Origin of the sequence: Microvirga sp. HBU67558 (genome assembly GCF_018069605.1) — a bacterium.
Lineage (GTDB): Bacteria > Pseudomonadota > Alphaproteobacteria > Rhizobiales > Beijerinckiaceae > Microvirga > Microvirga terrae.
In genome coordinates this window covers 1-22,004 of the sequence record NZ_JAGPUP010000475.1, presented here as the reverse complement: position 1 = coordinate 22,004, position 22,004 = coordinate 1, and the positions used below count along the sequence as shown (strand labels likewise).

General features: G+C 61.0%; 21 protein-coding genes and 1 pseudogene. 7 read left to right on the top strand and 15 right to left on the bottom strand.

All coding sequences use genetic code 11. From position 1 onward, the window contains the following. A partial coding sequence (locus tag KBI52_RS08180; RefSeq protein ID WP_210806649.1) for a hypothetical protein occupies nt 1–213 on the bottom strand: 213 nt, incomplete at its 3' end. Nucleotides 214–672: 459 nt separating this feature from the next. Further along, a complete protein-coding gene (locus KBI52_RS08175) occupies nt 673–816 on the bottom strand; it encodes a hypothetical protein (RefSeq protein WP_210806647.1) in 144 nt (47 codons plus the stop codon). Nucleotides 817–1,736: 920 nt separating this feature from the next. On the opposite strand from KBI52_RS08175, the gene KBI52_RS08170 reads away from it, so the two are divergent. Further along, nucleotides 1,737–2,702 (top strand): class I SAM-dependent methyltransferase, encoded by a 966-nt coding sequence (locus tag KBI52_RS08170; RefSeq protein ID WP_210806645.1) that lies wholly within the window; start codon nt 1,737–1,739, stop codon nt 2,700–2,702. 160 nt (nt 2,703–2,862) lie between these two features. On the opposite strand, the gene KBI52_RS08165 is transcribed toward KBI52_RS08170, so the two are convergent. From KBI52_RS08165 to KBI52_RS08130, 10 genes are all read right to left on the bottom strand, one after another. After that, a complete protein-coding gene (locus tag KBI52_RS08165; protein WP_210806643.1) occupies nt 2,863–3,114 on the bottom strand; it encodes a hypothetical protein in 252 nt (83 codons plus the stop codon). A gap of 285 nt (nt 3,115–3,399) precedes the next feature. Continuing rightward, nucleotides 3,400–3,654, bottom strand: a complete 255-nt coding sequence (locus tag KBI52_RS33660; protein WP_305797884.1) for an HGGxSTG domain-containing protein — start codon at nt 3,652–3,654, stop codon at nt 3,400–3,402. 7 nt (nt 3,655–3,661) lie between these two features. After that, on the bottom strand, nt 3,662–4,321 hold the full coding sequence (locus KBI52_RS08160) for a hypothetical protein (RefSeq protein WP_210806641.1): 660 nt from the start codon (nt 4,319–4,321) through the stop codon (nt 3,662–3,664). Beyond that, on the bottom strand, nt 4,318–4,884 hold the full coding sequence (locus KBI52_RS08155) for a hypothetical protein (protein ID WP_210806639.1): 567 nt from the start codon (nt 4,882–4,884) through the stop codon (nt 4,318–4,320). The genes KBI52_RS08160 and KBI52_RS08155 overlap by 4 nt, the downstream gene beginning before the upstream one ends. 133 nt (nt 4,885–5,017) lie before the next feature. After that, nucleotides 5,018–5,278 (bottom strand): hypothetical protein, encoded by a 261-nt coding sequence (locus tag KBI52_RS34010; RefSeq protein ID WP_371823138.1) that lies wholly within the window; start codon nt 5,276–5,278, stop codon nt 5,018–5,020. Nucleotides 5,279–5,621: 343 nt separating this feature from the next. Beyond that, nucleotides 5,622–5,873: an AlpA family transcriptional regulator gene (locus KBI52_RS08150; RefSeq protein WP_210806637.1), complete on the bottom strand. Its 252-nt coding sequence runs from the start codon at nt 5,871–5,873 to the stop codon at nt 5,622–5,624. Nucleotides 5,874–6,382: 509 nt separating this feature from the next. Then, nucleotides 6,383–7,594, bottom strand: a complete 1,212-nt coding sequence (locus KBI52_RS08145; protein WP_210806635.1) for a site-specific integrase — start codon at nt 7,592–7,594, stop codon at nt 6,383–6,385. Between the two features lie 760 nt (nt 7,595–8,354). Beyond that, entirely contained in the window at nt 8,355–8,954 is a 600-nt protein-coding gene (locus tag KBI52_RS08140) for a hypothetical protein (protein WP_210806632.1), read from the bottom strand. 559 nt (nt 8,955–9,513) lie between these two features. Next, nucleotides 9,514–11,925: an endopeptidase La gene (gene lon, locus KBI52_RS08135; RefSeq protein WP_210806630.1), complete on the bottom strand. Its 2,412-nt coding sequence runs from the start codon at nt 11,923–11,925 to the stop codon at nt 9,514–9,516. 12 nt (nt 11,926–11,937) lie between these two features. After that, nucleotides 11,938–12,342: an Hsp20/alpha crystallin family protein gene (locus KBI52_RS08130; protein ID WP_173947669.1), complete on the bottom strand. Its 405-nt coding sequence runs from the start codon at nt 12,340–12,342 to the stop codon at nt 11,938–11,940. Between the two features lie 297 nt (nt 12,343–12,639). Here KBI52_RS08130 and KBI52_RS08125 point away from each other — a divergent pair, with 297 nt between their 5' ends. The 5 genes and pseudogenes from KBI52_RS08125 to KBI52_RS08105 all read left to right on the top strand — a co-directional run bounded on the left by KBI52_RS08125 (nt 12,640) and on the right by KBI52_RS08105 (nt 18,702). After that, nucleotides 12,640–12,903, top strand: a complete 264-nt coding sequence (locus KBI52_RS08125; RefSeq protein ID WP_210806628.1) for a hypothetical protein — start codon at nt 12,640–12,642, stop codon at nt 12,901–12,903. A gap of 38 nt (nt 12,904–12,941) precedes the next feature. Beyond that, nucleotides 12,942–13,187, top strand: a complete 246-nt coding sequence (locus KBI52_RS08120) for a hypothetical protein (protein WP_173947668.1) — start codon at nt 12,942–12,944, stop codon at nt 13,185–13,187. Nucleotides 13,188–13,413: 226 nt separating this feature from the next. Continuing rightward, nucleotides 13,414–16,278 (top strand): ATP-dependent Clp protease ATP-binding subunit, encoded by a 2,865-nt coding sequence (locus KBI52_RS08115; protein ID WP_210806626.1) that lies wholly within the window; start codon nt 13,414–13,416, stop codon nt 16,276–16,278. A 127-nt stretch (nt 16,279–16,405) separates the two neighbouring features. Beyond that, the gene (locus KBI52_RS08110) at nt 16,406–16,921 is read left to right on the top strand and encodes a phosphate-starvation-inducible PsiE family protein (protein WP_371823137.1); all 516 of its coding nucleotides are present in this window, start codon (nt 16,406–16,408) and stop codon (nt 16,919–16,921) included. A 74-nt stretch (nt 16,922–16,995) separates the two neighbouring features. After that, a pseudogene (locus tag KBI52_RS08105) lies at nt 16,996–18,702 on the top strand (FAD-dependent oxidoreductase). A 70-nt stretch (nt 18,703–18,772) separates the two neighbouring features. Here KBI52_RS08105 and KBI52_RS08100 read toward each other — a convergent pair. From KBI52_RS08100 to KBI52_RS08090, 3 genes are all read right to left on the bottom strand, one after another. Then, a complete protein-coding gene (locus tag KBI52_RS08100) occupies nt 18,773–19,402 on the bottom strand; it encodes a hypothetical protein (RefSeq protein ID WP_210806624.1) in 630 nt (209 codons plus the stop codon). A 189-nt stretch (nt 19,403–19,591) separates the two neighbouring features. Continuing rightward, complete coding sequence (locus tag KBI52_RS08095) at nt 19,592–20,161, bottom strand: hypothetical protein (RefSeq protein WP_210806622.1); 570 nt, start codon at nt 20,159–20,161, stop codon at nt 19,592–19,594. 453 nt (nt 20,162–20,614) lie between these two features. Further along, nucleotides 20,615–21,103, bottom strand: a complete 489-nt coding sequence (locus KBI52_RS08090; RefSeq protein WP_210806620.1) for a DUF2267 domain-containing protein — start codon at nt 21,101–21,103, stop codon at nt 20,615–20,617. A gap of 326 nt (nt 21,104–21,429) precedes the next feature. Between KBI52_RS08090 and KBI52_RS08085 the strand changes: the two genes are divergently transcribed. Beyond that, nucleotides 21,430–22,004 (top strand): adenylate/guanylate cyclase domain-containing protein (locus KBI52_RS08085; protein WP_210806618.1); only part of this gene is annotated, 575 nt, incomplete at its 3' end.

The following is a 22,004-nucleotide window of genomic DNA, read 5'->3' as shown; positions in this document are numbered from 1 at the left end:
GATCGTGTGGTCTGGCACCCAGATCCACTTTCCCTCGACGAACATCTGCACCCCGGTTGGCCTCACTCGGTACAGCGCAGGGCGACAATCCCCGTCATCGCAGCAATTCCTTCCGGCTTTGTCCCTCAGAGGCGTGTAGATGTCGTGGGCGTCGGTGGAAGGCTCATAGCCGATGAGGAGCAGGACCGCATAGAGGACAGGCTTGAGAGACATAGGCCGCTCTCCCTTATGATGGGCTGGCGGCGCTCGCAAGAGCGTCGGAAACGCTACTCCAGCTACTCTACTCCAGAGCGAGACCGTTGTCGCGCAGCCAAGGAAGTCCGCTTGGGAACTATCCCCGATTGGCCGCCGCCACCGCTGGGGGAGACATCAGGGCGCGCCACCATTGCCTAGTAAGAGATAGGCGACTATCGCTGTCCCAGCGACGATGAGGATGAGAATGGCGGCCAGAGTGGGCCAGCCAACTCGGGTCTCCCGAGCCAAGCGGTCTGCCGGATCCTGTCGCTGATGATTCAGCGCCATATCTGCCTCATTGTGCCCCTGAGCCATTGGTGCCTCGTTGCAGGTGAGGCATCTCGGGCAAGGTTAGACAGACATACTCTTAACCCCAGTTTAAGGCAGCCACGGAACGAGAGGATAGCGGACCTGGAAACGGCTCTGAGAGCCCGACGCCTACAGATAGACGATATGGTAGCCGAAGAGGACAAGCACGGAGAATGCCAGGATGGTCAGCCAGATCAAGCCCAGACGGGTGGTCTTTTCGTGCTGCGACAGCCGGGCCTCAATGCTCTCCAGCTTTTGCAGCTTCTTACGCACTTCACGATCAAGGTCACTCATTGTCCTATGAGTAACCGTTTACATGAAGCTTGTCCTTCCAACTCTGCAAAGTTTCCTTTTCGGGGAAACCAGAGCGGACTACTCGCATTGTAGATCTTGTCGTTACACAGGCGCTTAGAGCCGCGATTTAGCAGAACGAGCGTTTACGGACTCAACTTCTGCCATAGAACCGCAGCATCCGCTCATAGGCTTCAGTCAGGCGCCGGCCGGCATCCTTTCGCTTGGCCTCCCTGCCGCTTCTCGAGAATGGAAGCGCTGGGCCGGGCAGGGTGGCGGTGAGGCTCCACGCCCATGTGCCCGCTTGTGGCCCATGGGGCTCCTGATGAACGTTGCCGATGTAGGTGTGCCAGCGGCTACTGCTCTCCCGATCCGGTTTGTCCTCGTCGAAACAGGTCCAACTCGTCTCCAGCCATCTATCGTCAGGCCAAGCCTCAGAGGTTTTCATCCAATAGAGCCTCACGCGCCTTCTCACACCAAGGACCATCCGTGATCCCGCCGCTGCCCTATACAGACGATGGGTGACTAGAATGCAAAGCGCTCACTCATCAGCCTCTGTTTGTGCAAGCGGCAAGAACTGTAATGGATTCCCATGCTAACGGGCCCAAAGACAGGAAACCCTCGGAGAGGGCAGTATTTATGAGCCCGATAGCGAAGGAAATCGGCCTCCCTCCAGAAGACTCTCAGCCAGACCCTCAACTTGAAGCGGCTTTGCATCGGCTGTTGCAGGGCATTCGGCAGAGCCGGGGCAGTTGAGGGAAGGACAGTACTCGGTCCAATGAGCAAGCGCCTAATTGCTAACTTGGATCGGTCTTCCCAGGCTTTGGTGTGTCGGAATATAAAGCACTCTCTCTCCAAGCGATTGAGATAGCCTTGCATCGCGCTTAAGGAAAATCCCGCCCATGTTAAGCTGCCGCCTGTGTGCCCATCAAGGTGCTCATAAGCACCTCACAGTCAAAGAAATGATGTTTGGAACGCGCGAAGCTTTCGACTACTTCCAGTGTTCGGCTTGTGGCACATTACAGATTACTCAGATCCCCCCTGCCGACGTTCTCGCGCAACATTATCCCTCGGACTACTACTCGTTTGAAGGTGGGTTCAAAGGCTACGGTACACCTCTCAAGACGTTCCTACTGACGCAACGGGATCGAGCCGCAGTTGGCGATACTATGTTAATCGGTTCGCTCATGATCCGAGCCCGCCCGGCGAAGGGTACAATCCGGATATGCCAGCAGATTGGCATTAACCAGAGTCACCGTATCCTCGACGTGGGCTGCGGCAATGGCAGCCTACTCGATCATCTCGCGTATCTGGGATTTCAGCATCTAACAGGGGTAGACCCCTTCATCACTGCTGACCTGATCACACCACATGGCGCGAAAGTTTTCAAAAGGTATGTGAGTGATGTTAGCGAGAGGTTTGATGTGGTGATGTTCCACCACTCTCTTGAACATGTTCCTAACCCGCTTGACTCCTTGCAGGGGGCCCGGCGTCTCCTCAATCCTGGCGGTGTCTGCTTAGTCAGGATACCGACTTGTAGTTCAGAGGCGTTTGACCTCTATGGGCCCAACTGGGTTCAACTCGACGCGCCTCGTCACATCGTTATTCCGTCCCGTGAAGGGATGAAAGTGGCTGCTGATCATTCTGGCTTCGTCTTAGAACAGGTAATCGACGACTCAACTGCCCTGCAATTCTGGGGTAGCGAGCAGTACAGACAAGGCATTTCTTTGTCTCGTGACCCCCGTTCTTACGCAGTTGATAAAACAGCGATGCCGCCGGAGCAGATAGCTGCTCTCAATAGGAAAGCTGAGGAGTTGAACAACCGCCATCGGGGGGATCAAGCTGCCTTCATACTGCGAGCTACATAGCCGCTTGTAGGAGTTCGCCGAGGTGCAAGGATTCATACCCTTGGTGTTTCACAAAGGAAGCCTGCGCAATTTCACGTAATCCTCTGCATGGAACGGCTCCGACCGGTCTTTTCCTCACATTTAATTGGGCGACTGCCCGCGGGCTCCCGCGGAACTGCAATCACTTCGGAGTTGAGGAGTTGTCCCGCCAGAACCGGGAAGAGTGCAGTTCAAGCGGCCGCTTGTTGATGCCTTGCGGCATCCATTTCAGATCGAGCAGATAGACAGCCACCCAAGCGAGAACGACCACCGCAACAATGACGAGAGCAAGCAGAACGGTCCGTACCGTTCTGTCTTCTTGCTGAACGAAAGGAGCGTCAGCCGTCCCGAGCCTCCGCTCGCATTCAGACAAATCGCGATTTTTGAGCTTCATCCTGCCCACGGAAGGAAAATTATCATCCTCGTGTGAGCGTGAAAACCCGCCGCCTTACGGGACGCCGCGCCAACTATTCGGTTAATTCCATCCGCAACAGACCTCAGCCGGCGCGTGATGCTCACGAATGTTTGGCGAGGGAGAGGCCGAGACGAGCACGTTTTCTCAGCCTCTCCCCGCCTGGATAAGGAGCGATTGGAGGCAACCGCTCTGGCACACAAGCCAAGTGATTATAGCCGTCTGCGGATCGAGAGGGGGCCCAAAGCTCCCTCAGGCTAATCTTGTTTAGTGGCTCAAGAATGCCCTTAGGTAAGCAATAAGGGCTCGCATCTGGCGACGCGCCTCGACGGCCTCACGGGTGAACTGCCCGTGCTTGTAGTTGCCATTGTTCTTGCCGGAAGGCGCACCGGGAGAGGCACCCCCATGCATGCGGCAGCGCCCGTTTGGCATCGCCGGGGAGCGACAAGGCACACCAGAGCGGGTCCGGGCTCCGCATCGCGGGGCATCGCGCAAGGATGAAGGCTCTTCGGCTGGGTGCATGGGGTTGTCAGCCATTATTCTGCGACTCCCCACCCCCGCCAGAGGCGTCCCGTGTCACCGTACCGACGATGGCTTGCCCGCCTGCATGCACATGCACATGCTCGACGGTGACCTTCTGCTCGCCACCGCGCCTGAGCTTTGCGAGGGTCTCCACCTGGGCCACGAAAGTCCGCTGCAACTTGGTCGCGAGATTTCCGCACGTCTCCATATAGGGCACTGTAGGGGACTGTTTGGTTCGCCCGATTAGGTCCATCGCGAGGGCATGCGTCACCGCCATTTGGGTCGCCAGCATGGCCTCAATCTCATCCCGAGGCTGCGCACCATTTATGACAGCCAGAACTGCGTTGAGTTGCGCTTCAGTCGGAGCGCCCCCGAGCGGCACCAATGCTCCGAGTATTCGCTCGACTTCCACGTGAGCGAACTCAGACGAGCGGCTGCCCAATGCATCCATGAGGCGGATCCTCCAGCCTTCATGGTTGTCGTGAGGCGAGCCCATTTCGGTCTTAATCGTTCCGTCAACCAAATCAGCTTTCATGCTGACCTTCACAGGCTTGGGCCGAGCCGCCACCCGTTCGGCAGCGGCCGCGATGGCGTTCTGCTCCAGTTCATGAGGCGGCTCCCTCATCTGGAGTGCGTGTGCCGATGTCTTCCGCGTCTTCTCTGTCATGCTCTGCCCCTCTGGTAGATTATATGTGTCCCTGTGGTCGGACCGCTGGATTGCTCAAAAGAGGCTCGTCGGTCCTTCTCATCGGACCGTGAGCGGTAATTTTCTTTCGTGAGAGCCGTTACTGTCCCTGTAGTGAGACCGGCTGTCCCTCTCATCGGACCGGCTACGGATTTGAGCTCGTCCGCGTGCCAGCGCATGAAGGCTTTCGAGGCTTTCTCGCCCGTACGGTCGCAGGTGTAGAGCGTCAGCCTGTACTCGCTCGCATGAGGGCTCTTGCGGTCGAAGTGGCCGCGTGAGCAGCAGGCAATGAAGCCCTTGTCCGTCAGCTCAAAGAACGCTCGTGCAGCGGTGTCCTTCGAGCATCGCACCCGCTCGGCAGCGTCGCGGGTTGAAAGAGCGAGACGGCCATTGTTGCCGCCGTTGTAGGTGGCCGCCAGTTCGAGAAAGACGCAACGCGCGACCGGCGAGAGTGAACGCCATGCAGGCGAACGGAGCATATAGTAGGGAAGAGACACGAAGCGCTCTGTTGTGCTTCGGCCCTTGTGGTTGTGACGTCTGGGCATGAAGTGCCTCGCAGCGCCCCTGAGAGGCTCAAGGACGCCCGTTTTGAAGGTTGATGAAGGGAAGGTGCAGCCGAGACAAGACCCCGGCTGCTGGGCTTCTCAGAGTCCGGGAACGCTATGGGAGCGTGACCTGTCAGGCCGCACAGCGTTTCTCCTCGGCAGAAACAGTCTTAAGTGCCCGCAATGGCGTGTGAAGGATGTAGCGGCCGTGCGTCCCGGAATATGGACCAGCGTGGGGCTCATCGATGGTGTCGATGACAAGCCCGCGCTTCCGCAGCGAGTGTACGTATGCGGACCAACGCGGGGCTGGTTGCTCCACTGGAATGACCCCACGCTCACGCACTTCCATGAGACAGGCTAGCGTCCAGGCTTCGCGCCCTCTCAAGCGCAACATCTCGCCGGTATCGAGGCGCTGCACGAGGAGTTCGACGACGTCATTAGACATTGTGCGCCTCCGTCCTGAAGCCTGCCAGCTCTGCAACGGTCAGCGCTAGCGCTGGAGACAGTCCAAACCGCGTCGAGAGACTCTTCACCACACGAGGATGGGAGCGGAGAGGCTGCGATGCTGCCCAGGCGAAGAGCGGAAGCGGGCACAGGTTCTCGTTGCGACGCAAGCGCCGCTCGGGTATTCTCTTCATTGCAAATTACCTTGTTGCCCCGTGCAAGACCCACTTGTGCGGGGCTTTCTCTTGCACGGTCATGAACGGGATTGGTTCAGAAGCTATCAGCTTCGGACATCAGCGCTCGTTTGCAGCACCAGCGATGAGGGCGCGGATGTCCTCCACGCGCCATGCGGTGATGCGCGGGCCGAGTTTCACCGGCTTGGGATAGCGCCCGTCCTTGATGCCTGCCCACCAGGTGGACTTGCTGACGGGGATTGGCCCGTTCGGGGCAAGGATCCCGGGGAGTCGGACAAAGCCGGCGGCCGGAAGTTGTGGAGCTGTCGAAAAGTCGGTCTTCAGGCGTGAGTCAACACTTCGCAAAACCATGGGCCTGCGTCCTTTCATCAGTGGGTTGTGATGGAAACGACGGGCGGGGCTCACGAGAGATTCGATTGACTCAGCTCGCAAGCACCCAGTAGGCTTTGACCTGCTCTGGAAGAGCACAGGCTTCGGCCTACAGGGCTGCCCCTTGATTGGAGTTGGGGGGCAGCTCTTTTTGTTCCACGTCGCTGAACTCCCGGGTGAGAGTTCAATCCTCAACGGATCAATTGAGTCCGTATCGGACAATGAATATCTGTAAGGATTGCTGCGTAATTCTCAACGGCTTTCGTCCTGTGGGGGATATCCCGGCGGAAGCGGTCACGCACTTTCTCCGCTTAGCCTTTCGCGCGGAAGGCCGGTCCGCAGCGAACCCCCTTGATTCGCTTAAGACGACCTTAGACCGCAACAGGTGTCCTAAAGGTTGCTGGGTGGACACGAGATGATGAATATCCAGTTAACACTCGCAATCCACAGCGAACGGCCTTTTATTCACACGCTGAACGCATTCAGGAGCGCTACGTTACTGGCGCTCGCGCGGCGGATGTCAGATCCACGATGTTGCTCTGGAATTGCTGCTCAAGGAAGCTAGACCAAGCATCCATCAGCTTACGACGCTTCTCCAAGGCATCGCCGCGCCTGTACGCACGCTCGACTGCATCGCCCACAAGGTGAGCCAGAGCAGCCTCAGCCACTTCTCTTGGGAAGTGGGTTCGTTCGCCCGCCCAATCGCGGAAGGCGCTGCGAAAACCATGCACGGTCACATCAACCTTCATCCGGCGCAAAACCATCTCCAAAGCCATGGTGGAGAGGGGGCGCTTAGGCTTTATGCCGGGGAAGACGAGGTTGCTCAGCCTCTTCTGCTCCATCTCCCGCAGGATCTCGACTGCTCGGGCTGAGAGTGGTACCCGATGCTCTCGGCCAGCCTTCATGCGAGCGGCAGGCACCGTCCAGACACGCGCCTCAAGGTCAACCTCGTCCCATAAAGCTCCGAACACCTCCCCGGACCGGGCTGCCGTGAGAATGGCAAACTCCAGAGCACGGGCTGCTATGCCTTCTCGCTCCCGCAGCGCCACCAGGAACTCAGGCACCTCGTCGAAGGGCATCGCTTTGTGGTGCCCGCGTGTAAGCTTGGCCCGTTTCGGCAGAACAGCCTCAAGATGGCCTCGCCACCGCGCCGGGTTCTCGCCAGATCCCTGACCTCGTGCCCGAGCGAAGTCGAACACCCGCTCGATGCGCCCCCGCAGGCGGGAGGCCGTTTCGGCCTTGGTGGTCCACAGCGGCTTCAGAACCTTCAGCACATCCTCAGTGCCAATTTCCGTCACCGGCTTGGCTCGGAGGGGTTCACAGTAGACGGTGAGGGTCATCTTCCACTGAGCATGGTGCTTCTCATTGCGCCAGGAGGAAGACATGCTCTCAATCAGAGCGTCCGCAGCCTCACCAAAGGTCAGCACCTGGGGCTTATTGTCCCGTGCCGCGATGGGGTCCACCCCGTCCGCCAGCTTCTGACGGGCTTCGGCAGCTCGCTCGCGGGCTTTCGCGAGCGGCACGTCCCTCAAGGCACCGAGCCCCATCTCCCGCCGCTTGCCGTCGGCCTTCCACATGAACACCCACGAGCGGGCCCCACTCGCGGTGATGTTCAGATAGAGCCCACCGCCGTCAGAGTGCCGCCCCGGCTTTGTCAGTGTTGCGACGGTCCGGGCGCTCAACGTGTGCAGCTGTCGTGCCATTTGTTCAACCCTTCCCCACCTTCTTCCCCACCTCTGAGGCTGGATTGTAGCGGATGATGTTGGACACAGTAAGATACTTGTCGGCGTACATCCCTTGTATCAAATGGCTTTCTTGGATGCGACTGATTTTGGCTGGACACTAGTATGGCGGACGCTCCCTCCGCCATTTTATCAGAGTAAGTAACTGAAAATCTGAGAATTCAGCCCTTTTATAAATTAATAGCCCTCAATCCAGCCCACATTTGTACCGGACTGGCGATTATAAGCTACCCTCAGTTGCATTCGGTTTGTTAACCATAGGCGGGAATGCACCTCATGCTGCTGGAGGAGGGTCTGCACTGTCGATGGCGATCAAACAAGAGAGTTGATGCTAAGCAACCTCTACTTGGCCGCTGTGAAATTATGTGACATCCGCTCTTAGTAGTTCCGAGAATGATTAGTTCTTAGAGATCGCCTCACTGGCGACAGAATCTCTGAATCTCGTATCCTGTCCGAATTGCGGACAACTGTGTCGGAGTTCGGACCTCCCCTCTCCGCCACAACTCCCCCACAAATCGCTGAAATAGCTAGGAAACTCAGCATGCATCGCGAGGCGGCCCCAACAGCGAAGCGTAGCTCTGGTTTCCAGTTAAAGCTTGGCGTTGGATCCGCTCGTTTTGATACTTACGATGTCGTTGTGGTTGCCAGTTGGCGTTCTCGACGTTTCGGAGGCGGGTGCTTCGACGATCGACGCCAGAGCAGTCACAGGCGAACTGAATACCTACTGCTCAGGTTTGGCCGCTCTTTTCACGATGCTGATAGGTATGGCCGGATATCGGTCCGCTGAACCGGGGTGGTAATCAAGTGCAATGAAAGCATCTTTAATAAGAGAACATGCGAAGCTCACCCCTTCTAGAAAATCCCGAATCGCTTCTTTGGTGAGGTGCATTTCGCCCGTCCAGATCACGAGGAAATAACGCTTGTAAGGACCATCCTTGAGGTCTGTTGGATTGTCCTTCTCTTCGATCCTCCCGCGAAGCTCAGTTAGAAACTCCTCACGGGTCCACTCGTGGTGGTGCATAAAACCTTTCTTGGTCTTGATCGACTTAATCGAAGCCCTCAACGCCCGTTCGTGAACTAATTCGGTCACCTCAATGCCGCAGCGGACTCCTCGGATAATGGCCTCGCAATCGGGCGGGTCCTGGTTGCCTCTGTGCCGTAGGTCAATGAACTGGATCCCAGCAGCGGTCAGCGTTCGTTCCACATCATCAAGTTCATCACGATCCCGATGGATCCTCTTGGTTGATCGAGCGCCCTGGAATGGACGAAGTTGATCAACGTAGGTCCGAAGCTCTTTGGCTATCTCATCCTCATCGTCCATAGCCACTCGCTCCATCTACCTCTTGATTCGGTTTTCTCTTGAGAACACAGAACACATACACGAGGCCAGCTAGCAGTTTTGAAAACTGATCATTCCCACTGAAGGTTTGAATGAACGTCAGTGCTCTTCATTTCGAAACCGATCCGTTGTCCCATTGTGTGCGTGTGACCCAAAGGCAGCCGTAAAGGACCGCGGTATAAAGGTCCGCTCCCCGCGCACGTTCAGACATTTGCTCTTCGTCCGCTGTGTGCCAGTTCCAGACCTTACGAAACTTCCTGAGGTCCCGCTATTTTGCTCCTGCGTCGGAAAGTGATGACCAATGGGCTGCGGCTTGCACGAGGTCCGCATTGCTGACCTACGCCAACGGCCCGGCGATCTTCACGGCCTGAGCCTTCCGGCCCGGGCGCATGATCAGGATCACGGTGTCGATGTCGGCACGCCCGTTGAGGCAACGATCATCGGAGCAGGCTACAATAAAACTTTCGTGCTTTCGCCATGCGTGGCCTCCCTCCTGAAGCGCGTCAACACAGGAGGGGGCTTGATGTCCGGCATGACACGGCTACTCGGCAGCATCCGGCACATTCGTCGGCTTGTCCTCCAGGGCAGACGCGATGGCTTCGTCGACCCGCTCCAGCCAAATGAATTCAAGCCGGGCCCGCGTATCCTCGGGGATGTCCTCGAAGTCGCGCCGATTGCGGGACGGCAGCATCACCCGGGTGAGCCCCGCCCGCGCGGCCGCCGTGACCTTTTCCTTGATCCCGCCCACCGGCAGGACAAGCCCGCGCAGGCTGATCTCCCCCGTCATGGCCGTGTCGCTGCGCACCGTTCGGCCCGTCAGAAGCGAGACCAGCGCCGTGAACATGGCCACGCCCGCACTTGGGCCATCCTTCGGAGTGGCTCCCGCGGGAACGTGGATGTGGACGTCGCTCTTCCCGAACAGGGCGGGATCGATGCTGAATGAAGCGGCGCGGCTCTTCACCAGGGTCATCGCCGCCTGTGCGCTCTCACGCATAACATCGCCGAGCTGCCCCGTGAGAATAAGGCCGCCCTTGCCTGGAGCACGGCTGGCCTCAATAAACAGGATGTCGCCGCCCACCGGAGTCCACGCCAATCCTGTGGCGACCCCTGGCACGCTGGTACGCATCGCCACCTCGTCCTCAAAGCGGACCGGACCGAGGATTGCGGCTAGATCCCCGGCGTCGATGCGCACGTGCTCGGCGCTGCCCTCGGCGATCCGCACGGCAGCGTGGCGCAGTGCCCGGCCGATCTCGCGCTCCAGGTTCCGGACGCCGGCCTCGCGGGTGTAATCCCGGATGATCCGACGCAAGGCCTCGTCGCTGATCTCGGCCTGCTCGGCCTTAAGTCCGTTCGCCTCCAGCTGGCGCCGAACCAAGTAGCGCCGGGCAATCTGAAGCTTCTCGTCCTCAGTGTAGCCAGCCAGGGTGATGATCTCCATGCGGTCGCGCAGGGGACCCGGAATGGTGTCGAGCATGTTGGCGGTGGCGATGAACACCACGCGCGAGAGGTCGAACGGAACGCCCAGATAGTTGTCGCGGAAGGTGGCGTTCTGCTCAGGATCGAGCACCTCCAGCATGGCCGCGGAGGGATCCCCCTGGACGCCGCGTCCCATCTTGTCGATTTCGTCCAGCATCATCACGCAATCGCGTGCGCCAGCCTTCCTGATCGCCTGGATGATGTTGCCCGGCAAAGCGCCCACATAGGTGCGCCTGTGGCCGCGGATCTCCGCCTCGTCGTGGACGCCGCCGAGGCTAACCCGCATGAAGGGCCGCCCCATGGCGCGGGCAATCGACTGCCCAAGGGACGTCTTGCCGACGCCGGGCGGGCCAGCAAAGCACAGGATCGGCGCCTTGCCGTTCGGGGCGAGCTTGCGCACGGCGAGATATTCGATGATGCGCTGCTTGATCTTCTCAAGCCCGAAATGGTCCTCGTCGAGAATGCGGCGCGCCTCCACGATATCGATGGGTTTCTCCTCGGGCAGGGCCCAAGGCAGTTCGACGAGCCAATCGAGGTAGGTCCGGATCATCCCGGCCTCCATGGCGCCCTCCGGCATGCGCTCATAGCGGTGCAGCTCGCGGCGGGCCTGCTCCTCAACCTCCGGCGGCATGGCGGCTTTCGCAATCTTCTCGGTGAGTTCCTGAACCTCCTGGGCGCGCCCGTCGCCTTCGCCCAGCTGGCGCTGAATCGCCGCCATCTGCTCGCGCAGGATTACCTCGCGCTGACGTTCGTCCAGGGTGGCCCGGGTCTGACGGCCGATCTCCTGCGTCAGGCGCAGGACCTCGATCCGTTCGGCCAGCAGGCGGGAGACCTTATCGAGCCGCGCGGTGAGATCAATGGTTTCCAGAAGCTCCTGCTTCTGGTCAGCACCGACATCGAGATAAGCCGCAACGAGGTCTGCCAAAGTCCCAGGCGTCGCGGCGGCCTGCACAGTTCCAACAAGCTCCTGTGGCACCTGCGGTAGGAGCTGCAGCGCCTCAAGTGCCTGCTGCCGGAGGTGAAGAAAGCGGGCCTCAATGTCCGGTGTTAGGATTCCCGGCTCCTCAATCGGCAGAACCCGCGCCACGATGAACGGCCGCTCCTTCACGAACTCGGTGACCCGGAAGCGCTGCTCGCCCTGGAGGACGACATGGTGCGTGCCGTCAGGCGCATTCACATAGCGCAGGATGTTGGCGACGGTGCCGGTTCTGTGCAAATCAACCGCGGCCGGGTCGGCCTGCTCCGCGTCCCGCTGCATCAGGAGGCCGATCTGACGCTCCTCCCTCACCGCCTGCTGGGCCGCGGCGATGGAGCGCTCACGGCCGAGCGCAATGGGGAACACTGTTCCTGGGAACAGGACCGTGTTGCGCACGGGTACGATGAGAAGGCCATCCGGCGGAAGAGCCTTCGCGGAGTTGTCCGAACCAGGGCTTGTGCCGTCCTCGGCCGCGCGCGGAATATCATGTGAGACGATCATGACGGATGCTCCTCAAAGCGCTTTGCGGAGGCTGATAACCAGACATCCGTCTCCGGCGGCACGCCGGACGGCGTCATACCGACCTGGCGGCAGCGGGATGCGCCGCTCGAACCGGCCCTGCGGCAGCTCCAGCCGGTGGATCACGGCGGTGCGCAGTTGCGGCGGCAGAACGCGGCGGCCGGCGACCACGAGGGTTCCGTCCTCGATCACCGTCTCGACCTGGTCCGGCGCCACGCCGGGCAGAGCAATGAGGATGAGAACTTCCTGCTCGGTCTCAAGCACATCAATGGGGGGCTCCCAAGCTGCGCGGCGCATCGCCGAAGGCGGTTGGAACATCTGTCGGTGCAGGCGCTCGGCACGGGCAAGCGCCTCAATTGCTTCCGAGAGCATCCAGTCTGCCGGATCTCGCATGGCCACGCATACCTTAGCTTGTGGTCCGGACCCGGGGTCTGTTCATCCGCGTCAGGGTCGCGGACGCTCCGGGGACAAGACCGATTGGAGCATGCAGCTTCGTCAATGCATCGGCAGCCCATTTGGTTCTTGATTGCGAAACGCATCAATCCAAATCGATACCACGGGCACGCTTTCGATGGAGGCGTTCGCCCTGAAGGTCAACCGGTGCAGCATCAGGGCTCAACACGGCTGGACCGGTCGATGAGAGATGGTGTCGGTTCTGTCCCGGCAGAGCTGACAGCGGATTGAAAGGTGAGCACCATGCAAACCAACGAACCGAAACCCGATGACAGCGACCCGGCGGACGAAGCCAGCCTGGAGTCGTTCCCCGCCATCGATCCGCCAGCATGGACCGGGACGCATCCCGGCCCTGTCGACGTCTCAGCCCTTCTTCGCCGCACGAGGGAGGCACGGGCGGTCTGGAACCATGCCCTTGAGGAGGCGGCCCAACTCGCGGACGGGACAGACTTGGGCCTGTCCTCGCGGATACGGTCCCTGAACCAAGCGGAGCCAGATAATGGCTGACACGTTGTCCGTGACCATAGCCAGAAGGATTCGGACGAATGCACCTCAGCGAGATCGCCTGCGAGATCCTGGACCTGTTTCGCGAGACCCACCGGCGGCCCGGTGCCCGGATCATGATTACCACGCTCGATTACCGCTTCGGCACGGACCCCGCGGTCGCGGTGGCCATCGCGGAGCTGAGGGACGCAGGCTTTCTCATAACCCCTGACGCCGAGACGGTCGAACTGACCGCCAAGGGCTTTGATGCGATCCAGGGCCGTAGTTACCACCTGGAAGACGACTGACCACCTGCATCGGCTGCTCTGTTATGTAAGGGTGGGCTGATCGAGGTCGGCCCACGCTGTTTGGTTCCAGCCACGTACCTTCCCTCAGGGATCGACCGGTATGCTTACAGGCCCTCGCAACTGTTACCCTCCACAAATCGCGCCGAAGCGGTGTGCCGCGGCGAGCGTCTGCTGAAATGACAGAACGCCCGTCCGCGACGTGGGATAGCCAGCATGGAGGCATGCCATGGCAGACGGATTGTGTGACATCTGTGGTGTCCGGCCTGCGACCGTTCGAGCGCAGGTGATCAGCAACGGCCAGCGCGAGACCATGGAGCTCTGTGACGTCGATTACCGGCGTTTGGCGCGGCAGCAGCGGCCGAGTTCGCCGCTGGAGTCCCTCTTCGGCGGGCGCGGCAGCCTGTTCGACGACTTCTTCGGTGGCGACGTCGTCGGCGAGAGCCCGCGCGGCAGCGTGGGGAGACTGGCCGATGAGCCTTCCGACACCGGGGATGGCGGCACGCCCATTCCGGTCCGGTCCGGGCGTGGACGCACCCGCGGCCGCGGCGCGGCAGCAGGCATGGCGGACCGTCTGAGCGAGCATGCTGAGGAGATCCTCCAATCAGCCGCACGACGGGCCGGCGACTTCGGCCGCCGCGAGGTCGACACCGAACATCTCCTGCTCGCTCTGACCGAAAGTGACGTCGTCCGCACCATCCTCGACCAGTTCAAGGTCTCGCTCGATGACCTGCGCAACCAGATCGTCCAGGAAAGCCCCCGGGGCGACTTCAACCCAGAGGAAGGCGGCGAGATCGGCGTCTCGCCCCGGGTGAAGAGCGCTCTCTCCCGGGCCTTCTCCGTCTCCGGCGAGTTCGGCCACTCCTATGTCGGACCCGAGCACCTGCTCATCGGCTTGGCCGAGGAGGGGGAAGGCATCGGACCCGATGTCCTTAACCGCTATGGCCTCACCCCTCAGGCCATCCGCCAGCAGGTCGTCAAGGTCGTCGGCCGCGGCGCCGAGGAAGGACGGGTCGATACGCCCACCAACACGCCCAATCTCGACAAATACTCGCGCGATCTCACTAAGCTCGCCCGCGAGGGCAAGCTCGATCCGGTGATCGGCCGCGCCAAGGAGATCGAGACCGCCATCGAGGTGCTGGCCCGGCGCAAGAAGAACAACCCGGTCCTCATCGGCGAGCCGGGTGTCGGCAAGACAGCCATCGTCGAGGGTCTTGCCCAGCGCATCGTTGGCGGCGAAGTGCCGGAGAGCCTGCGCAACAAGCGCCTCGTGGAGCTGTCCATCAACTCCATGGTGGCCGGCTCCAAGTATCGGGGCGAGTTTGAGGAACGCGTTCAGCAGATCCTCAAGGAGGTCACCGAGCGCGAGGACGAGCTGGTCCTGTTCATCGACGAGATCCACACCATCGTGGGGGCCGGCCAGGGCGGCGGCGAAGGCGGGCTCGACATCGCCAACGTGTTCAAGCCGGCGCTTGCCCGCGGCGAGCTCAACCTGATCGGCGCAACGACGCTCAACGAGTATCAGAAGTACATCGAAAAGGATGCCGCCCTGGAGCGCCGCTTCCAGCCGGTCTTCGTGCCCGAGCCGACCGTTGCCCAGACCATCATGATCCTGCGCGGTCTACGGGATACCCTGGAGGCACACCACAAGGTAACGATCACGGACGAGGCCATCATCGCGGCGGCGGAACTGTCCGACCGCTACATCACCGGGCGCTTCCTGCCTGACAAGGCCATCGACCTGATCGACCAAGCCGCTGCGCGCGTAAAGATCTCGGCAACCGCCCGGCCTGTGGACGTCCAGGAAATGGAGGCCGAGGTGCGCCAGCTCAAGCGCGAGCAGGACTACGCCTCCTCCCGCAAGCAATTCGACCGCGCCTCCGAAATCCAGGCCCGGCACGATGCCCGCAACAAGGATCTGCAGGGCGCAAACGAACGGTGGCGGCGTGAACGCGGCTCGGCCTCGACCGAGGTGCGCACAGAGCATATCGCACAGGTGGTGTCCAAGCTCACCGGCGTGCCGGTCAACGAACTCACAACCGAGGAGCGCCAGCGCCTCGTGAAGATGGAAGAGCGCCTGCACCAGCGCGTGATCGGTCAGGAGGAGGCAGTCAGGGCGGTCAGCGACGCCGTGCGCCTGGCGCGCGCTGGCCTGCGGGAGGGGCGCCGTCCCATCGCGACCTTCCTGTTCCTCGGCCCCACCGGCGTCGGCAAGACGGAACTCGCCAAGGCTCTTGCCGAAACCGTCTTCGGCGAGGAGGACGCGATGATCCGCCTCGACATGTCGGAGTACATGGAACGCCACGCGGTCGCCCGCCTCATCGGTGCGCCTCCTGGGTATGTCGGCTACGAGGAAGGCGGACAGCTGACCGAGCGCGTGCGGCGGCGGCCCTATTCCGTCGTGCTTCTCGACGAGATCGAGAAGGCCCATCCGGATGTCTACAACGTGCTGCTGCAGGTGTTCGACGATGGGCGGTTGACCGACGGCAAGGGACGGGTCGTCGACTTCACCAACACGATCCTGATCGCCACGTCGAACCTGGGCTCCGACATCATCCAGCGCCACCTCAACCTGCGCGGCACGGCCGAGGACGATCAGGCCCGTCTGAAGCGCGAGCTGATGGACGTGCTGCGCGGCCACTTCCGGCCGGAGTTCATCAACCGCGTCGACGAGATCATCGTCTTCCATGCCCTGGCGCGGAGCGAGATCCGCTCCATCGTCGAGCTTCAGCTGGAGCGCGTCAGGCGGACCGCCCATGGCCAAGGCGTCGAGCTTGATATCGACGGCAGCCTTGTCGACCACTTGGCGGCCGCCGGCTTCCGGCCGGAGTTCGGAGCCCGCGAGCTGCGGCGCCTCATTCGCTCCGAGCTGGAGACCCAGCTTGCCCGCGCAATGCTGGCAAACGAGGTTCAGGAAGGTGACCGGGTGAGCGCACGTTGGGACGGAGACCAGCAGAGGGTAGTGCTGGAGCCGCAGCCCAAGGCAGAGGGTGCGACAAAGGCCGCGGGCGCGACCGATGACCACCGTGATGCGGTCGAGCTGGACCGGGACGCCCAGCGCGGAGCCGGCGACAGCAGGACGGCCGCCGAGTGAGGACAAGGAGGCGCACCGGGCAGCACGCGCGGCGGCGCAAGCACCTAAGTCCGGCAGATCACACATGAGGCAACTATCGGACGAGGGAGACCACCCCCGGACGGAGCGCGACGATCCCCGCTCCACGATGGGAACCGGCCGGCCCGCGAGGGCCATGGACCGCGCCCTTCGCGAGACCCGTGAGGCTTGGCCCATCCTGAGCACCTACGAGCGTTTCGAGCAGGTCGTCTCGCTGGTGCTAACCAGCCTTATCGGGCTGGTGATCGCGGCCGCAATGATCCACCTGGGCTTCCGCATCCTCATGCTGCTGCTATCTGGGCTTCTCGACCCGGCGGAGACGGGCGTGTTCCAGGGGGTCTTTGGCATGATCTTCACGGTGCTGATTGCCCTGGAGTTCAACCATTCGATCATCAGCATCCTTCACCGCAAGGAAAGCATCGTGCAGGTGCGCACAGTGGTGCTGATTGCCCTGCTGGCGCTGGTGCGTAAATTCATCATCCTGGATGCGAGCAAGACCGACCCGCTCACCATCGTCGGGCTGGCCGCGGCTATCCTGGCACTCGGCTCGGTCCATTGGCTCGTGCGCGACCAGGACAGGAAGGATGCCACCGAGCAGGATCAGGCCCGAGGGATTGCCGACTAGGCCGGAGCAGCTCCTGAATTTCAGTGCGGCCACCCGGCCCGATCATCTCGTACTGCGAAAAAGCAAGGTTTCCCATGGCAGCCATTGATCCCCGCAACGAGCAGATGTTTCCGAAATTTGGGACTACGGACATCGGCCGCCTGCGTCGCTTCGGCGAGATCCGACGCCATGCGGCAGGTGAGCAGCTCTTTGTCACCGGCGATGTTGCTCCGGGCATGTTCGTCCTCATCACCGGCTCGGTCAGGGTCGCCCAATGGGACCCTTGGGGGCGTCTGTCCCCGATTGTCGAGCTGGGACCCGGCGACTTCGTCGCCGAGGTGGGGCAGTTGTCAGGCCAGCCAGCGCTGGTCGATGTCCATGCCATTGACGATGTGGAGGCGCAGCTCATTCCGCCCGAAAACCTACGGGCCTTGATGATCGCCGAACCCGCACTGGGCGACAGGATCATGCGGGCGCTCATTCTCAGGCGCGTCGTGCTGATTGAGACGGGTGCAGGCGGCCCGGTCCTGATCGGTCATGAAACCCATCCCGACGTGGTCCGTCTGCAAGGCTTCATGGCCCGCAATGGCTATCCATGCCAGGTGCTCGATCCCGCCCGCGACCGTGACGCGGCGACGCTCATCGAGAGCTATGCGCCGGACACGAAGGATCTACCCCTCGCCGTGTGTCCCAAGGGGACAATTCTCAAGAACCCGACCGAGCGCGCTCTGGCGCACGCGCTCGGCATGGTGCCCGTCGATGAGCCGGATCGAGCCTATGACGTTGCCATCATCGGAGCGGGGCCTGCTGGTCTCTCGACGGCAGTTTACGCCGCGTCGGAGGGGTTGTCGGTCATCGTCCTGGATGCCGTTGCTTTTGGCGGCCAAGCAGGCGAGAGCGCCCGGATCGAGAACTATCTTGGCTTTCCCACCGGCATCCCCGGCCGGGAGCTTACGGCGCAGGCTTTCGTCCAGGCGCAGAAATTTGGCGCCCAGATGGTGATCCCGGCCGAAGCCGTCGGCCTCGATTGCTCGCAAATGCCGTATGGGATACAACTCGCTGACGGCCGGCGAGTCAAAGGCTCCACGGTGGTTGTAGCCTCGGGCGCCCGTTATCGGCGGCCGGATATTCCTCGCCTGGAGGAGTTCGAGGGGCGCGGCGTGTGGTACTGGGCCTCACCCATTGAAGCGCGCCTGTGCCGGAACGAGGAGGTTGCCCTTGTGGGCGGCGGCAACTCTGCCGGGCAAGCGGCGGTGTTTCTGAGGGACTTTGCCGCGAAGGTGTGGATATTGGTCCGTGGGCCCAGTCTGGCCGAGAGCATGTCGCAATATCTGATCGACAGGATTGCGGCTGCGGACAACATCGAAGTGCTGACCGAAACCGAGATCACCGCCCTCTCGGGTTCGCCGGAGGGGCAGCTTTAGCACGTCTGGTGGCGCAACCGCGTTAGCGGCGCGGAGACGGAGAAGCCGATCCGCAACGTTTTCATCTTCATCGGCGCGGATCCCGCAACGGGCTGGCTCAAGGGCTGCGGCGTGGGCCTGGACGCCAACGGCTTTGTTCGCACAGGTGCGGCTCTACCGGCCACCGGCATAATGGAAGAATGCGGCCCAAGACGCCGCTTTGCGCTGGAAGCGGAAGTCGCCAATGTGTTCGCGGTCGGTGATGTTCGGGCGGGGTCAGTTAAGCGCGTCGGCGCGGCAATTGGTGAAGGCGCGGCGGCGGTAGCTCAGATCCACATCGTTCTCTCAAATGCATCTGTACCGCCGCCCACGACAAGGGAGCAGAGAGCGCGAGGCTGATGAACGCCAGCTTGCCCCAGCTAATCACACAGGCACAATTGCCAGGCCCTTATGAAAATGTCCAAAGGCCTCAAACGGGACCATTGCGGCGCGTGCTATGGCGCTCCTCGATCAGGGGTCGGCAAGTCTGCTCAATGGCCTTCACCGCCAGATCAAGCCGCCTCCTGAGAGTGTCACCGTCGCCTTCGCCCCAGCCAATCGCCGCTTCCCATTGGTTGCGCCTCGCTTCCTCCGAGCCCGTTGGCTCCTGGCCGTAGGTGCGGATCAGGTTGTGGGCCGAGTCGATGACCTCGCTGTGAATGGCCCGAATCTCCTCGAAGGGCCGGGCGGCTTCCTCCCCAAAATAGGCCATGAAGCGGTACCGACTCGCTTGGAGCTCGGAAAACACTTGGCTCTCCTTGGTCAGGCGGTCAACGGGCGTGAATATTTCGCCTCGTTCAAGCTCCTCGTCCTTCGGTCCCGTTCTAGGGCGATCATCCTCCCCACCGTCGTTGTCATCTGAGGCGGGAAAGCGCGCCCATGTTAGGATGTCCCTGGCCCGGTAGAACCCCGCTAGCACCTCCTCGGCGAGCTCAGTCTTGCGCCGGCCGACCATCTCGGTCCGCCAGGCATTGAGCCCGCGGACCCCGGCCCAGCCGGCGACGACGGCCGCCAGGCCTGTCATGAGGTTGGCCAGCGCCGAGATCCATTCAGGCGACAAGATCGCCTCCGTGGGTGCGATCCTCGATCCTTCTGATCACTAATTCCACCATATCGTGAGCACAGATTTCAGAGGATGGTAAGCAGCGATTTCGCGCCAGCGTGAGCAGAGTTTCAGGTGATCTTGAACGCCTTTCACAAGCACCGGGACGCTTCGGCCGACAACCCCTCTGGTTTTCGCCCCAGAATGCTATCTGTTTTCTCTGAGAACGCGGGAGCCGACGCGTTTGTCCACCGGCGTCACCACCTCCCTCGGATTCCTGCGGGTCGGCGCTTTCGCCACGTTGTCGGCAACAAGCTTTAGCTGCTGATACCAGTCCAACAGGTTGATCAAAGGATGCTGGTCCACGATCGCGGTGATGTTGCCGGAAATGGTTGTCTTGCCGGCTAGCCGGAACTGGCGCGCCAGCCGCTCCGCCGTGTCGAACAGGTGCTCGTGCCCTTTCCTGGTCCCGAAAATCCCGGCGACTTCCTTGAAGAACTGACGCCTGCGACGAGAGCGCTCCTCAGGCGCCAAGGGCCACTCGTCGTAATAGCCCTGCTCGATCCGTCTCCGAACCTCCCAATAGAGACCAAACCTTGGCTCAGTTGGGGCGAGCCCAAAGATGTTGTACGGATTAGCGTCAAGAACCCTGGTGCCTGACGGGAAATCATACTGGACAGCAGCGACGAATTCGGCCTCCTCGCGCGTGCTGGCCTCGACGACTACCGATGACATGCCGCAGTTCTTCGGCAGGAGATAGTGGACGCGGAATTCCAACTTAGTCTCCACACGTGTGAACACAGCTTCAAACCCAGACTCGTTTACCCCTTTGCCACCCTCTTCCGCTCCGATCCTGCCGCCCATGGAGTGACGGCGGCAAGCCGGCGGCGCGCAGGATGCAAGGTCATGAGACGATGCCGCTTCGACGCCCCTTTACGCCACGACGAGCGTCTTGTTGGGCGAGTCTCCCTCCGTGTCTCCCGACTAATCGCAGAGGCCTAGCGATCACTCTGCAACGGCTCCAGGCCTGCAGAACCCTGACCGTAGTGTCGCTTAGTCGAATGATTGAGAGTTTCCTCTTCAACCAGGTGTTCTCTTCAGGGCCCGCAATCTCGCCCGCTCGGACCCAAGTCGTAATCCGCCGCGTCTCGGTTGTGCCACTCTGCTTTCACGGGAATACCTGTTAGGAACTCCTGTATTGAGCCGTCATGTCCGCAGCTTAGCGGCTTGCTAGGGCTGCGCCGTGGCAGGCTGTAGCAGTGTCGGATCGTAATTCTGTTCTCCCGAACTGCGATCATGGATCCAAATCGCTCGGACATCCTCGGGAAGGGCATCCCGCACTTTTCCAAGCTGACCTTCCGAAACATGATGGGACAGCACACTGAATACGGTTTGTGCGGCATCACGAGGATTGACGGGCCGAACGGGCCCGATGTTCTCGGAAACACCCGTGAGGAACTCGTCTTCGGAGCGATAGCGCTCGGGTTGCACCTCGGGCTGCCATTGATCGTAGTAAATTCCGCGCACTAAAATCGGCAGTTCTGCTCCGAGATGGACGGCGAGCTCCAGCGGAATACGATCGCGCACGGCTCGCAGCACTCCGCCCAGCACATGCCAGGCAACCTGCTTGTCGGGCCCCACGAGCTCAGTAATCTCGTTGAGCCAGATATGGGTGATCTGAAGAGTCTTGTCGAAGACATCGAGTCCGTTCGCACTCATGATGAGCCTTCCCTGTTCAAATAATCGCGGGCAGTAAAACGTACTGATCTGTGAAGGCCCACGGCATTGAACTGAATGACAAGGGCCGGGATGATGTTCCTACGGGCTGTCCCTGAGGAAGAGCCCGGTCTGCCCGGAAGGTCGTCGCCAATCGAGGGAAGCATGAGGATCTGTGGGGCCAACAGTGAGAGGGACCCTCTGGAATGCGGCAAGCTGCTCGACGCTCCCGACCAAGCTTGGCTTTTCAGATCTAATCGGTCATCGGCTAGACACCACACCCAACCCAGAGCAGAATCCGATCTCTAACTACTGCACCGAGGGTTCCAGTGGGTCCGCAGGAGCATAAGATTGAGCGACGGCTGGTGGCGATTTTTGCCGCTGACGTGGCTGGTTATTCGCGCCTTATGAGCCTGGATGAGGTTGGAACGCTCCGTACCCTGACTGCCCACCGTCAGATCATGGACCGTCTCATTGCAGACCACGGAGGACGAATCGCGAACGCCGCTGGTGAAAGTGTTTTGGGCGAGTTCCCCAGTGCCGTGGATGCCGTTCAGTGTGCCATAGACGTGCAGCATGCACTTTTTCAGGCGAACCAAGATCTCCCCAAGGAACATACCCTGCGTTTTCGGATCGGGGTGCACGTCGGCGATGTAATGGTGCGGAACGGCGACCTGCTTGGAGACGGCGTAAATATCGCCGCTCGCCTGCAAAGCCTTGCAGATCCAGGTGGCATCTGTCTCTCAGAGGCTGCTTATGAGTACGTGCGCATGAGTGTTCCGCTGAACTTCAGTGATCTCGCGGAGCAGAACGTCAAGAATATAGAGGAAGCAATCCGAGCCTTTGGTCCTGACCCGTCAAACTGGTCCATTGGGAGGACAACTTTTTCGGGCATTTTGATCCT